The organism is Thioalkalivibrio sp. ALMg9, assembly GCF_000380625.1.
Taxonomy (GTDB): Bacteria; Pseudomonadota; Gammaproteobacteria; order Ectothiorhodospirales; family Ectothiorhodospiraceae; genus Thioalkalivibrio; species Thioalkalivibrio versutus.
Genome location: NZ_AQYC01000006.1, coordinates 1 through 12543 on the forward strand (window position 1 = coordinate 1; position 12543 = coordinate 12543).

14 protein-coding genes are annotated in these 12543 nt (G+C 67.4%); 5 read left to right on the forward strand and 9 right to left on the reverse strand.

Features of this window, described 5'->3' with window-relative positions:
- Positions 1 to 214: 214 nt before the first annotated feature.
- Positions 215 to 1156 (forward strand): IS110 family transposase, encoded by a 942-nt coding sequence (locus F792_RS0102045; protein ID WP_018167930.1) that lies wholly within the window; start codon positions 215 to 217, stop codon positions 1154 to 1156.
- A 164-nt stretch (positions 1157 to 1320) separates the two neighbouring features.
- On the opposite strand, the gene F792_RS0102050 is transcribed toward F792_RS0102045, so the two are convergent.
- The 5 genes from F792_RS0102050 to F792_RS0102070 form a co-directional block, all read right to left on the reverse strand.
- Positions 1321 to 1722 carry an OsmC family protein gene (locus F792_RS0102050; RefSeq protein ID WP_018168173.1) on the reverse strand — a complete coding sequence of 134 codons (402 nt, stop codon included), beginning with the start codon at positions 1720 to 1722 and terminating at the stop codon, positions 1321 to 1323.
- 51 nt (positions 1723 to 1773) lie between these two features.
- Positions 1774 to 2487, reverse strand: coding sequence for a DsbC family protein (locus F792_RS0102055; protein ID WP_018168174.1), 714 nt, complete (start codon positions 2485 to 2487; stop codon positions 1774 to 1776).
- A gap of 91 nt (positions 2488 to 2578) precedes the next feature.
- Positions 2579 to 3484 carry a site-specific tyrosine recombinase XerD gene (xerD, locus tag F792_RS0102060; RefSeq protein WP_018168175.1) on the reverse strand — a complete coding sequence of 302 codons (906 nt, stop codon included), beginning with the start codon at positions 3482 to 3484 and terminating at the stop codon, positions 2579 to 2581.
- A gap of 3 nt (positions 3485 to 3487) precedes the next feature.
- Positions 3488 to 4306: a slipin family protein gene (locus F792_RS0102065; protein ID WP_018168176.1), complete on the reverse strand. Its 819-nt coding sequence runs from the start codon at positions 4304 to 4306 to the stop codon at positions 3488 to 3490.
- 39 nt (positions 4307 to 4345) lie between these two features.
- Positions 4346 to 5887, reverse strand: a complete 1542-nt coding sequence (locus F792_RS0102070) for a nodulation protein NfeD (protein WP_018168177.1) — start codon at positions 5885 to 5887, stop codon at positions 4346 to 4348.
- Between the two features lie 127 nt (positions 5888 to 6014).
- Between F792_RS0102070 and mobA the strand changes: the two genes are divergently transcribed.
- From mobA to glp, 3 genes are read left to right on the forward strand one after another with little or no spacing between them, the layout of a single operon-like run.
- Positions 6015 to 6596, forward strand: a complete 582-nt coding sequence (gene mobA / locus F792_RS0102075; RefSeq protein WP_018168178.1) for a molybdenum cofactor guanylyltransferase MobA — start codon at positions 6015 to 6017, stop codon at positions 6594 to 6596.
- A gap of 52 nt (positions 6597 to 6648) precedes the next feature.
- Entirely contained in the window at positions 6649 to 7191 is a 543-nt protein-coding gene (mobB, locus tag F792_RS0102080) for a molybdopterin-guanine dinucleotide biosynthesis protein B (RefSeq protein WP_018168179.1), read from the forward strand.
- Between the two features lie 14 nt (positions 7192 to 7205).
- Complete coding sequence (glp, locus tag F792_RS0102085) at positions 7206 to 8462, forward strand: gephyrin-like molybdotransferase Glp (protein ID WP_018168180.1); 1257 nt, start codon at positions 7206 to 7208, stop codon at positions 8460 to 8462.
- Between the two features lie 19 nt (positions 8463 to 8481).
- Here glp and F792_RS0102090 read toward each other — a convergent pair whose 3' ends face one another.
- Positions 8482 to 8835: a PilZ domain-containing protein gene (locus tag F792_RS0102090; protein ID WP_018168181.1), complete on the reverse strand. Its 354-nt coding sequence runs from the start codon at positions 8833 to 8835 to the stop codon at positions 8482 to 8484.
- Positions 8836 to 8894: 59 nt separating this feature from the next.
- Between F792_RS0102090 and F792_RS0102095 the strand changes: the two genes are divergently transcribed.
- Entirely contained in the window at positions 8895 to 9434 is a 540-nt protein-coding gene (locus F792_RS0102095; protein ID WP_018168182.1) for an RDD family protein, read from the forward strand.
- A gap of 267 nt (positions 9435 to 9701) precedes the next feature.
- Here the strand turns inward: F792_RS0102095 and F792_RS0102100 are convergent, their stop codons facing one another.
- The 3 genes from F792_RS0102100 to lptF are packed head-to-tail and all read right to left on the reverse strand — an operon-like array spanning position 9702 to position 12540.
- Entirely contained in the window at positions 9702 to 10346 is a 645-nt protein-coding gene (locus F792_RS0102100) for a GDSL-type esterase/lipase family protein (RefSeq protein WP_018168183.1), read from the reverse strand.
- Positions 10343 to 11416 carry an LPS export ABC transporter permease LptG gene (lptG, locus tag F792_RS0102105; protein WP_018168184.1) on the reverse strand — a complete coding sequence of 358 codons (1074 nt, stop codon included), beginning with the start codon at positions 11414 to 11416 and terminating at the stop codon, positions 10343 to 10345. The genes F792_RS0102100 and lptG overlap by 4 nt, the downstream gene beginning before the upstream one ends.
- The gene (gene lptF, locus F792_RS0102110) at positions 11413 to 12540 is read right to left on the reverse strand and encodes an LPS export ABC transporter permease LptF (protein WP_018168185.1); all 1128 of its coding nucleotides are present in this window, start codon (positions 12538 to 12540) and stop codon (positions 11413 to 11415) included. The genes lptG and lptF overlap by 4 nt, the downstream gene beginning before the upstream one ends.
- Between the last annotated feature and the right edge of the window lie 3 nt (positions 12541 to 12543).

The window sequence follows — 12543 nt, forward strand, 5'->3', positions numbered from 1 at the left end:
CTTGTATGTTTAACCCCGGCAGGCCTAGAAAGGGTCTGTCGGGGTGGAGGGACGAGGCCGGCATCTGGCCTGTGGCACAGACGGTAGGAGAATTCGTCCCACCCCTCACCTTAAACGCCGATAAGGAATCGATCGGCACGGGACCGACGATAGATGGCAAGCCAGCGTTCGGTGAGGCCCCGACAGACAACTCCAAGCTAGCTCGGGAGGTGTGATGATGGCAACGCATCGGATCGGGGTCGATGTCGGCAAGGCCGAGTTGTGGATCAGCATCGACGGTGAAACCGCACAGCCGTGTCCCAACGAGCTCCCGGCGATCCGCCGGTGGGTCCGTGGCTTGGAGGGTCCGGCCGACTTTGCCCTGGAAGCCACCAACGACTATCACTTGGCCCTGGCGCTGGAGGCTCATCATCAGGGCCACCGGGTGTATCTGATTAATGGCTATCGCCTCAATCGCTACCGCGAGAGCATCGGTGGCCGGGCCAAGACCGATGCCGGGGATGCTCGGCTTCTGGTGCGTTATCTGCAACGCGAACAGGACGAACTGCGCCCCTGGACACCGCCACCCGAGGGCTACCGGACCCTGCAAAAGCTGCTGCGCCGGCGTGCCACGCTGGTGCGGGCACGGGTCATGCTGGAGCAGAGCCTGCGAGGCGTACCCGAACTGCAGTCCAATCTGAAGGATCTGCTCCGGGAGATCGGTCGGCTGGACGCTGTCCTCCAGCGTGTGCTGCGCGAGACGGTCGGTCGCGCCGGCTGGTCGGATCACGCCCGACGCTGCCAGCAGATCGAGGGTGTGGGCCCGCTCACCGCCACCGGCTTGACGATGGCGTTCCATCGCGGCGCCTTCCGCAGCGGTGATGCGTTCGTTGCCTTCCTGGGGTTGGATGTCCGCATACGCGACTCCGGCACGAAACGGGGGCAGCGCAAACTCACCAAACAGGGCGATCCAGAGTTGCGACGGCTGCTCTATCTGGCCGCGATGCAGGCCAAGTCGAAAGCCGCCTGGAGCGACTACTACCAGCGCTGCCTGGACCGTGGCCTGGCGACGACCCAGGCACTGAACGCCTTGGCTCGAAAGCTGGCCCGCGTCGCCTTCGCCCTGATGAAAAATCAGACCGATTACCAACCTAAGATCCCTTGTGGAGAGACATAGAATCTCCTACACGTCGGCACCCCCGGAGCCGAGCCCCTTCGGTGATCGGGCCGTGGCCAAGCCCATCGGCCCGAGCTTCCTCCCTGCGGAGGTAACCGCAGGCGCGGGCGGAGGCTTCGCGAGCAAGCTCGCTCCCACAGGGGGCTTCCCACCTGTTGCATGACCTATTGCCTGGCGACGACCTCGCCGGTGAGTTGGGTGCCGGCGGCAAGGGTGGAGTAGATGGTGCCCTTCTGCACGTTGCGGTGCAGCAGCTCGACCATTTCCTCATCGGCATCGGTGCCGACTTCGACGCGATACTCGATCTTCGCGATGGCCGGTGGGTCGTCCTGGCGCCAGCCGCGCAACTGGATGGAGATGCTGTCCACCTCCATACGCAGCATCGGCAGGGCGCGCTGGATGCCGCGCACCATGCAGGCACCGAGTGACGCCAGCAAAAGCTCCGGCGGACTCAGGGCATCGTCGCGCCCGTCCATGTCGGTGTCCAGGGTGACCTCGGCCTGCTTGGCGTGTGCCAGGCTGCCGTGCGCGTCCACCCGTTCGACGTTCAGCTGATACTCGAGCATGTCATCTCCATCCCGCAGCCGGATCGCAATGCGCGACCCGGCGCCTGGATATCAGTTACTGCCGAGGATGCGCTCGATCACCGCCTGCGGTTCCTGGTAGCCGGACATCTGTTGTCCGCTCTCCGTGATCAGTGCCGGGGTGCCGCGCAGCCCAAGTTGCTGGCCCATGGCCATGTGCTGATCCTGCGGCGTGGCGCAGCTGCCGTCGATGTCGTTCAGCTTGTCGCCTTCCTTGGCACGGTCCATCGCGTCTTCGCGGTCATCCGCGCACCAGATGCGATCCATGATCTCCGGAGAATCGCGACCGAGGACCGGGAACATCAGGTAGCGCACCTTGATGCCAGCCGCCAGATACTCCGGCAGGTCCTGGTGGATTTCGCGGCAGTAGGGGCAGTTCGGGTCGGTGAAGATGTTCAGCACACCGCGAGTGTCACCGTTCGGCGAGTAGGTCACCAGCTCACTGTCGCCGATGGCGGCGAACATGTCGGCGCGCACCCCGCTGAGCGCGGCCTGGGTCAGGTTCTCGCGGGTGTCCAGATCGACCAGGTTGCCCTGAATCAGATAGCGGCCGTCCCCGGACACATAGAGGATATCGGTGCCGTAGCGCACCTCGTAGATGCCAGCCATCGGGGTCTCCCGGATGCTGTCGGCCTCGGCATCCGGAATCACCCGGGCCATGGTTTCCTCGATGGCATCGGTCGCCATGACCGGGGTGCTGAACACGGCCAGGGCCGCGGCAAGGGGAAGAACGCGTTTCAGGAGCATGGATTCTCTCGTGTCAGTACAGAAAACAGAGCCAGTCTAGCAGCCCCCACGCGGGGAACCTGCGAAAGCTGGCAAGAGTGCGTAATAGACGTCAGCCGCGGGGATGATGTTCCGCATGCAGGCTTTGCAGACGGGCGCGTGCGACGTGGGTATAGATTTGCGTGGTCGAGAGGCTGCTGTGGCCCAGCAGCATCTGCACCACGCGCAGGTCCGCCCCGTGATCGAGCAGGTGGGTCGCGAAGGCGTGGCGCAGGGTATGCGGCGACAATGGCGATTCGATGCCGGCACTCCTTGCATGAGCCTTGATACGGTACCAGAAGGCCTGGCGCGTCAGCCCGCGCCCGCGGCGGGTGACAAACACCGCCTCGCAGGGCGGGTGGCCATCCATCAGGTCCGGCCGCGCCTCGCGCTGGAAACGGGCCAGCCAGTGCGCCGCCTCCTCGCCCAGCGGCACCAGGCGTTCCTTGTCGCCCTTGCCGGTGATGCGCACCACACCCTGACGGCTGTTCACCTCCGACTGCTCCAGGCCCACCAGTTCCGACACGCGCAGGCCAGTGGCGTACATCAGCTCCAGCATCGCGCGGTCGCGCAGGCCCACCGCGGTCTCGAGGTCGGGCGCCTGCAACAGGGCGTCCACCTGGGCCTCGGACAGGCTGGCCGGCAACGGGCGTCCGGCGCGGGGCGATTCGATCCCGGCACTGGGGTCATCCTCGCGCTCGCCCTGATAGACCCGATAGCGATAGAAACGCCGGATGCTGGACAGCGCCCGGGTAATGGACTTCGGCCGGGCCCCGGCCTGCATGCGCGCGCTGATGTACCCCAGCAGGTCGGGCGCCCCGGCGGTCTCCAGGTCCACGCCCCTGGGCTCCAGCCAGTGCGCCAGGCCCTCCAGGTCGCGGCGGTACGCCGCCAGGGTGTGATCGGAGAGCCCCTCGACCGCCCAGAGCTCGTCCAGGAAACGATCGAGGGGCGACGAGGTCGTCTCGGCGCTGGTCACGCGTTACGGCTGGCCGCCCCCGGGATTGCCCGGATTGCCCGGTGCCCCCGGGGTCTCGGCGCGGAATTTTCCGGCCAGGCTCTCGAACACCTTGGTCAGTTCCAGCGGCAGCGGGAAGAAGATGCTGTTGGCGGTGCCGTTGGTCGACATGTCGGCCATGGTCTGCAGGTAGCGCAGCTGCAGCGCAGCCGGGCTCGCCTCCATCTTCTGCGCGGCCTGCACCAGCTTCTCGGCCGCCTGCAATTCGCCCTCGGCGTGGATGACCTTGGCGCGGCGTTCGCGCTCGGCCTCGGCCTGGCGGGCGATCGCACGGATCATCGAGTCGTCCAGGTCGACGTGCTTGATCTCGACGTTGGTGACCTTGATGCCCCAGGCGTCGGTCTGCGAGTCGAGGATCTCCTGGATGTCGTTGTTCAGCTTGTCGCGCTCGGAGAGCATTTCATCGAGATCATGCTTGCCGAGGACCGAGCGCAATGTGGTCTGCGCGAGCTGGCTGGTCGCGGCGTAGTAGTCCTCCACCTGGATCACCGACTTGGCCGAATCCACCACGCGGAAGTACAGCACCGCGTTGACCCGTACCGTCACGTTGTCCTGGGAGATCACGTCCTGACTGGGCACATCGAGGGTGATGATGCGCAGGTCGATCCGCACGATCTGCTGGATGCCCGGGATGACGATGATCAGGCCCGGACCCTTGACTGCCTGGAACCGCCCCAGAAAGAAGATGACGCCACGCTCGTACTCGCGCAGCACCTTGATCGACATCACGATGATGGCGATCAGGATGACTAGCGGAACGACAAAGAAACCGAGATCGTTCATGTCCTGCTCCTTCTACGTTGTGAGTACTGCACCGACCGGTCAGCCGGTCGGTGCAGTGCCCGGGGTGTCCTCTTCGGTCGCGGGTTCGACCTGCAACTTGAGTCCGTCGATGGCGGTCACCCGCACCTTCTGCCCCTCGCGCACGGGTGCCGAGGTCTCCGCGTTCCACTGCTCGCTGTGGACCCAGACCCGGCCACTGCGTTCAAAGTCCTCGCGCGCCTCGCCAAGCATGCCGATCATCTCTTCATGGCCGGTGGCGGGCTTCTTGCCCCGCAGACTGAACAGACGCCCCAGCACCCAGACCGACAGGATGCCGATGGCGATGGCCGTGCCGATCACCAGCGGCAGGGCCACATTCAGGTTGGGGTCGTCCCACAGAATGATCGAACCGGTTGTAAACGCCACGATTCCTCCTATGCCCAGGGCCCCGAAACTGGGCACAAAGGCCTCCGCGACCATAAAGATCATCCCCAGCAGCATCAGCGCCAGACCCGCATAGTTCACCGGCATCACCTGCAGCGCGAAGAACGCCAGGATCAGCGCGATCGAGCCAATCACGCCGGGATAGATCGCGCCCGGATTGGCCAGCTCGAAGATGATGCCGTAGATCCCCAGCAGCATCAGGATATAGGCAATGTTCGGGTTGGTGATCACGGACAGCAACTGGGTGCGCCAGTCCGGGTCCATGCGCACGATCTCCAGTCCCTCGGTGGAGAGTGTGCGCTCACCGTCGTGCATGCGCACGGTATGCCCGTCGATCTGGGCGAGCAGGTCGTCCAGGTTGTCCGCCACAAAGTCGATGACGTTCTGCTCCAGCGCCGCGGAGGCGGTCAGGTTGGAACCCTCGCGTACCGTCTCCTCCGCCCAGTCGGCGTTGCGATCATAACGCTCGGCCAGACCGCGGATGTACGAGACCGCGTCCTCCAGCACCTTCCGCCCCATCGCGTCGTCGCCACGCCGCGGGGCCGCCTCGTCCTCCAGCAGCTCTTCCTCGCTGGCCGGCTCCACCTCGCCGTCAGGCGCTCCGTTTTCGCCCGCTGGCGCCTCGTCCGCATCGTCGTCGCTGCGTTCGTCGCCACGGGCCTCGTCGGCGTCCTCGCCCGCTTCCGGCGGATCCATGCCCGGGAGCCCACCGCCCCCCATCTGCACCGGCGTGGCCGACCCCAGATTGGTGGCCGGGGTCATGGCCGCAACATGCGACCCATAGAGCATGTAGGTCCCGGCACTGGCCGCGCGCGAGCCGGCCGGGTGGACATACGTCACCACCGGCACGTCCGATTGCAGGATGTTCTTGATGATGCTGCGCATACTGGAATCCAGTCCGCCGGGGGTATCCAGCATCAGGATCAGGATCTCGGCGTCTTCCGCCTCCGCGCGTTCAATGCCGCGACGGATGTAATCGCCGGTGGCCGGGCCGATGGCGTCCTCCACGGTCAGCATCAGGCCGTGGCGATCCCCGGTATCGGCCATACTCGCCGCGACCAGCCAGCCCGCACCGAGCACCAGCAAGGCCAGCCACAACAGATGTCGCCAGGGGCGCCATCCGCCCTGTCCCGCGTTGCGCCCGAATGGAACCCGCATGGGCTTCCTCTCCCGTCAGGATGGATTCGTCGTACACTGCGTGCGCACACGCGACAGCCGACACCACCACGATAAACCAAAGCCCGGACCGGCGCCGAACCCGCAGACCCGCATGGAAACGCAGGCAATGCAGACCCCGCCCGAAACCCTCACCGCCGTGATCCTGGCCGGCGGCCAGGGCCGCCGCATGGGCGGGTGCAACAAGGGCTGGGTCGAGTACCACGGGCGCCCGCTGATCGAACACGCGATCGAGCGCCTGCAGCCCCAGGCCGCACAGCTGGCCATCAGCAGCAATACCGATATCGACCGCTATCGGGCGCTGGGGTTTCCCTGTCTGTGCGATCGGCACCCGGATTACCGCGGCCCGCTGGCCGGGATCGCGGCGGCCTTCGCAGCCTTCCCCGGCCAGAACCTCCTGTGCGCCCCGGTGGACGCCCCGCATTGCCCGCGGGATCTCGGCGAACGCCTGCAACAGGCCGTGGACCGGGAACACGCCCCGGCCGCGGTCGCCCACGACGGCGAACGGCTGCAGCCGCTGTTCGCGCTGCTGCGCCCGACCCTGGCGCAGGCCCTGCTGGACGACCTGGAGCGCGGGTCCCTGGCCGCGGGACGCTGGTTTCGCGACATGGGGGCAATCCCCGTCGATTTCTCCGATCAGCCGCAGGCGTTCGCCAACATCAACACACCGGATGACCTGGGGAGGGACTGATCATGATCGCTATACTTTCGATCCCGAACCGCAGTGCCCGGGAACGACGCCCATGACCCAGCCGACCATCCCCTCGCCCCTGCCCCGCATCGCCTTCGCCGCCTGGAGCGGCAGCGGCAAGACCACCCTGCTCAAGGGCGTGATCCCGGCCCTGCGCGCCCGCGGCCTGCGCCCGGCAATGATCAAGCACGCCCACCACGAGTTCGACGTGGACAAGCCGGGCAAGGACAGCTTTGAGCTGCGCCACTCAGGGGCGGACCAGATGCTGGTCGCCTCCGGGCGGCGCTACGCCCTGATGGTGGAGACGCCGGAGACCGACGACGGCCGCGTGCCGGATCTGGACATGCTGTGCGCGCGGCTGGACCCGCGACGCTCCGACCTGATCCTGGTCGAGGGCTTCAAGCAGTGGGACCTGCCGAAGATCGAGGTGCACCGCCCGTCGGTCGGCAAGCCGCCGCTGTACCGCGAGGTCGCCGGGGTGATCGCGGTGGCCACCGATGCCCCGACCCTGGACTTCGACGGCCCACTGCTGCCGGTCAACGACCCCGACGCGGTGGCCGCCTTCATCATCGACTACCTGAATATCCATCCCTGAAGCGGAGACATCCCATGCCCGAGGCTGCCCCCGGTTGCGACGAATTCGACCCCAGCGCCAAGACCCTGGAACAGGCCCGTGCCGCGATCCTGGAGGCCTGCCGGACGATCACCCAGAGCGAACAGGTCACGCTGGAAGAGGCCCTCGGGCGCACCCTGGCCCAGCCGATTCACGCACGCATCGACGTGCCACCGGCGGCGGTCTCGGCCATGGATGGCTACGCCCTGCGCGCCGCGGACGCAACGGACGGGGCCTGTCTCGCACTGGTGGGCACATCAGCGGCCGGGCATCCCTGGGATGGCGAGCTGCAGCCCGGCCAGTGCCTGCGCATCCTGACCGGCGCGGTCGTCCCGGCCGGGGCCGAACTGGTCATCATGCAGGAGCAGGTGCAGCGGGACGGGGAATCGATCACCCTGCAAAACGGCGGCCTGACAACGGGACACAACATCCGTGGACCGGGCAGTGACACCGCCGCCGGCAGCCCGCTATATGCTTCCGGGCAGCGCATCGGCGCCGCCGAGATCGGGGTCCTGGCCAGTCAGGGTATCGCCCGGGTAAGCGTGCTGCGCCGGCCGCGCGTGGCCTTCTTCTCGACCGGGGACGAACTGGTCCCCGTCGATCAACCGCTGGGCCCGGGACAGATCCACGACAGCAACCGCCACACCCTGCGCGCGCTGCTGAGCGCCTATCCGGTGGAGGTACTGGACTACGGCGTGATCCGCGACACCGAGGCGGAGGTCTCACGAGCCCTGACCCGGGCCGGTGCGGACGCGGACATGATCATCACCACCGGGGGCGTCTCGGTGGGCGATGCCGATCACGTGACCCGCGTACTGCAGGCCTCGGGACAAGTCGGTTTCTGGAAGCTGGCGATCAAGCCCGGACGGCCACTGGCATTCGGACAGTTCGGCCGCGCGCATTTCTTCGGCCTGCCCGGCAACCCGGTGGCGGTGATGACCACCTTCGCCCTGCTGGTGCGCCCGGCCTTGCTGCAGCTGGCCGGGCGCGACGCGACCGAGCCGCAGACCCTGAACGCCCGCCTGCTGGAGGATCTGTACAAGACCCCGGGCCGCAAGGACTTCCAGCGCGCGTTACTCGAGACTGACGACCGCGGCTGGGTGGTCCGCGCAGCCGGCGGCCAGGGCTCGCACCAGCTGCGCGCGATGAGCGAGGCCAACGCCTACGTGGTTTTGCCCCGCGAGTCCAGCGGGGCCCGGGCGGGGGACTGGGTGGAGGTGCTGCCGTTCCGGGAGATCTTCCCGGAGGTGTGACCCGGGTTGCCGCCCGCGCTCAGGGGGACTGGACGAGCGCGGCGAATTCCCGCTCCAGCAGGGCCTCGTCACCCAGGTTGAGCTCGACCAGGCGCCGCAGGTGCGAGGCGGATTCGAGCGGCATCGCCTCGATCTCCACGCCCAGCCACAGGCCTTCGTGCCAGCACACGCGGCCCTCGACGGTGATGCGCGCCTCGCCGCTGAGCGGGATATCGACGCTGACCTCGTCCCCATCGGCCAGGACCGGAAGATCCGCGCCCTCCAGCAGCACCCCCTTCAGGGAGATATCCTCCACGCGAACCGCGCAGTCCCCGCCGTCGGTGAGCAGGGTAGCCGGAAATTCCAGAGGGATACGTTGAAAGCGTCGCTCCATACGGCAAGACTACGCCCACTCCGCGCCTGCGGCCAAATCCAGAACCATCCGGGAATCCCATGACCGAAACCGCCGCCTCGTCCGTCGACGGCCAGCCGACCAGCCTGCTCCGCCGCCTGGCCGCCATCGTCTACGATGCCCTGCTGCTGGTAGCGATCTGGATGGTCCTTGGCCTGCTGGTGGTTGTCCTCGGCAATACCACCGGGCTGTACTCGCCGCGTGTGCACTTCGTGCTCAACCTGATCGTGGCCTGGGGCTTCTTCTACTGGTTCTGGACCCGCACCGGACAGACACTTGGCATGCAGGCCTGGAACATCCAGCTGCGCACCGAGGGGGGCCACGCGGTCAATGCCTGGCAGGCCACCCTGCGCTACCTGGTCGCGGTGGCCCAGTGGCTAGTAATCCTGATGGCGATCTGGGCGGTGCGCGAGCACGGCGCCGTGGCAATCACCGTGGTCACGGCGGCGGCGCTGTTCGCGCTCGGCCTGTCGCAGTTCCACCCGCGCCGCTGGATGCTGCACGACTGGCTCTCCAGCACCGAACTGGTACGCATCCAGGGTCTCGCCAAGCCGCGCTGGAAACAGAACCGCAAGAGCTGATCCCGAGCCGGTTTTTTATTTCACCACGAAGCACACGAAGACGGGCAAGGTCAAAAGCCGTCCTGATGAGCGATCACGTTCAACCAGCCGCCGGATCGTAGGGGCGTAGGATGGGATGAGCGCAGCGAATCCCATCAAGGAACGGGCACAACGCGGGAAATGGTGCGTTTCGCTGCGCTCAACAGCACCCTACCGCGGCGGAAGGAGCCTGCCTTTGGGAGAACGTTCCCTGCAATGGGCTGAAGCTCGTTGCTAATTGAACAACCCTCAGGGGGCGAGCCAGAGGCCGAGGTCGTCCAGGGCCTCGGCAATCTCGTCGGCGATGCGACGGTAACCACGGGCGTTGGGGTGCACGGGGTCGGCACGCAGGTCGCGCTCGGACAACACGCCGGAGAGCACGCCCTCGATCAGGGCCACCTGTTCCTCGCGGGCGAGTTCGCGATAGATCGGATCGTCCCGCAGGCGCCCGGTGGCGGCCCCCAGGGCCGAGGCCCGCGGCACCCCCAGCAGCAATGGCTGGGCCCCGTGTTCATGCACCGCTGCCACCAGGGCGCGCAAATCCTCCTTGACCGCGGCGGGATCGCGCTGGCGCAGAAAGTCGTTGCCGCCCAGCCAGATCAGCACCAGGTCCGGCTGGTGTTCGCGCAGGCTGGGCTCCAGGCGCCCGCGGGCGCTATTGGCGCGGTCGCCCGGCACCCCGTCGTTGATGAGCGTCCAGCCGGTGATCGCCGCCAGCCGCGCCGGATAGTCCTCGCCCGAGCCCGCCCCGGTCCCGTGGGTCACGCTGTCGCCGAAGGCGAGCACCGTGGCCTGGCGCGGGAGTGGCTCGAAGTCGCCCGGGCCCGCGCCACCACAGGCCGCCAGAAGGGCCGCCAGCAGGATCAGGAACCCGCCGCGCAGCCAGCCCCTCATGTCTGACGCCCCATGCGTTGCAGCGCCACCAGCGCAAGGATCAGGAACAGCACCACCGGCAGGCTCGCCGCAACCACCGGGGGCAGGTTGTAGACCAGCCCCAGATGGGTCATCGCGCGCATCACGATGGCGAACGACACGCCGATGGCGATGCCGATGAACAGGCGCCGCCCGGCACCACCCTCGCGCTGCGAGCCGAACAGGAACGGGATCGCCAGCAGCAGCATCACGAAGGTGCTGGCCGGCAGGGTCAGTCGCTGCCAGAACGCGACCTCGTAGGGGGCCGAGTCCAGGCGATTTTCCTGCAGGTAGTCGATATAGCGCGCCAGGTTCTGCGCCGCCATCTGGCTCGGCTCGACCACCAGTACGTCGAAGTACTCCGGCGCGATCAGGCGCTCGATGGTCTCCTCCTCCAGGCGTTCGGCCTCGACGCGCTCCAGCGACAACCGCGAACGCTCCACGCCCTGCAGCCGCCAGGCCCCGTCCTCGTACTGCGCGCTCTGGGCGCGCGTGATCTCGCGCGGCTCGCGGTTCGCATCCACCTCGATGATGCGTACGCCGATCAGGCGATTGCCCGGCAGCACCGCATCCGCCTGCACCATGCGCTGGCCATCGCGCGCCCACAGGCCGATCGGGCTCACGCTCAGTTGCTCATCGAAGGCGCTCGCCTTCAGGTTCTGCGCGCGGCTCTCGGCGGCCGGGGCGAAGAATTCGCCGACCACCACCATCACCACCACGACCACCAGCCCGGCCTGCATCACCCAGCCGATGAAGCGCCCAAGCGTCATCCCAGCGGCTCGCATCGCGGTCAGCTCGCTGTTGGCGGCCAGATTGCCCAGCCACAGCAGTCCGCCCAGCAGCGCCGCCGGGGGCAGCATGTCGTACATCCGCCGCGGCAGGGTCAGCGCCACATACAGCAGCGCCTCGGTCAGGCCATAGTTGCCACGCCCGGTGTCACGCAGCTCGTCAATCAGCGCGAAGACCGCATCCAGCGCCACCAGCAGGACCACGGCCAGCGCCGTCCCGATCAGGACCTGACGCATGATGTAGCGACCCAGCACGGTCGTCACGAAGCCACCTCGTCACGCTCGACGCGGCGAGGGCCGCCACCCGCGCCCCGGCCAAGGCCCAGCATGCCCTTGCGCCAGGCCAGCCACAGCCAGAGAACCAGCATCAGGCCGTGCGTCCACCAAAGCCCCAGGGCCAGTGGCGTGCGGCCGTCCGCCAGCTGCCCCTGCCCCAGGATCAGGAAGTTCGCGTACAGCACGTAGACCCCGATGGCCGCCGGGATGCGGGCATAACGCCCGGAACGGGGCGGCACCTGGGCCAGCGGCAGTGCAATCAGGGTCAGCACCAGGATGGACAGTGGCATCGCAATGCGCCATTCGAGCTCCGCACGGTGTTCCGGCCGATCACGCTCCGCCCACAGTTGGAGCGTCGACATCGCGTTCAGCGAGCGCCGCCCGGCCCCGGCATCCGGTTCGGTGATCTGGGTCCGCAGTCGCTCGAACTCGAGCATGCGGAAGCTGCCCTCGCCCGGCACGCCGACATGGCGATAGCCGTTCTCGAGGATCAGGAAGCCACTGCCCTCGGCCCCCGGATCGGGGATCGCCCGCTCGGCTACGGTCACCTGCGCCTCGCCGTCGACCTCGCGGTAGATGAACACCTCCAGCAGGGCCTCGCGGTCCTCGCTCAAGCGCTCGGCGAAGAAGACCTGCTCGCCAACCCGCGAGCGCAGGAAGCGCCCGGGCGTGATGCCGACCAGGTCGGAGCGTGTCTCGGCGAGGTCGCGCAGTTGATCGATCTGGGCCTCGGTGCGTGGCACCACCAGCGTCATCAGCACCAGCAACAGCAGCGTGGCTGGCGCAGCCACCCAGAACAGCGCGCGATAAAACGCGGCGAAGGACATGCCGCTGGCCTGCAGCGCCACCAGCTCGCTGTCGCGCTGCAACCGGCCCAGCACCAGCATGAAGGCCAGGAACAGCGCCACCGGCCAAAGGAAGACAATGCCCTTGAACGCGCCGAAGGCGACCATGCCCGGCAGGAAATCCACGGGGATACTGCCCTCGGCGACATCGCGCAGCACCCGCCCCAATACACCGCCGATGATCACCAGCAACAGCACGACGGTGACCGCGGTCTGCGTGACCAGCAGTTCGCGGGCGATAAAACGCTCGGCGCGGCGCAGGATCATGCG

Excerpts from the sequence above, each read along its gene's own strand:
- F792_RS0102045 (WP_018167930.1), top strand. The coding sequence starts at position 215 with ATGATGGCAACGCATCGGATCGGGGTCGATGTCGGCAAGGCCGAGTTG.
- F792_RS0102050 (WP_018168173.1), bottom strand. The coding sequence starts at position 1,722 with ATGCTCGAGTATCAGCTGAACGTCGAACGGGTGGACGCGCACGGCAGC.
- F792_RS0102055 (WP_018168174.1), bottom strand. The coding sequence starts at position 2,487 with ATGCTCCTGAAACGCGTTCTTCCCCTTGCCGCGGCCCTGGCCGTGTTC.
- F792_RS0102065 (WP_018168176.1), bottom strand. The coding sequence starts at position 4,306 with ATGAACGATCTCGGTTTCTTTGTCGTTCCGCTAGTCATCCTGATCGCC.
- F792_RS0102070 (WP_018168177.1), bottom strand. The coding sequence starts at position 5,887 with ATGCGGGTTCCATTCGGGCGCAACGCGGGACAGGGCGGATGGCGCCCC.
- mobA (WP_018168178.1), top strand. The coding sequence starts at position 6,015 with ATGCAGACCCCGCCCGAAACCCTCACCGCCGTGATCCTGGCCGGCGGC.
- mobB (WP_018168179.1), top strand. The coding sequence starts at position 6,649 with ATGACCCAGCCGACCATCCCCTCGCCCCTGCCCCGCATCGCCTTCGCC.
- glp (WP_018168180.1), top strand. The coding sequence starts at position 7,206 with ATGCCCGAGGCTGCCCCCGGTTGCGACGAATTCGACCCCAGCGCCAAG.
- F792_RS0102090 (WP_018168181.1), bottom strand. The coding sequence starts at position 8,835 with ATGGAGCGACGCTTTCAACGTATCCCTCTGGAATTTCCGGCTACCCTG.
- F792_RS0102095 (WP_018168182.1), top strand. The coding sequence starts at position 8,895 with ATGACCGAAACCGCCGCCTCGTCCGTCGACGGCCAGCCGACCAGCCTG.
- F792_RS0102100 (WP_018168183.1), bottom strand. The coding sequence starts at position 10,346 with ATGAGGGGCTGGCTGCGCGGCGGGTTCCTGATCCTGCTGGCGGCCCTT.
- lptF (WP_018168185.1), bottom strand. The coding sequence starts at position 12,540 with ATGATCCTGCGCCGCGCCGAGCGTTTTATCGCCCGCGAACTGCTGGTC.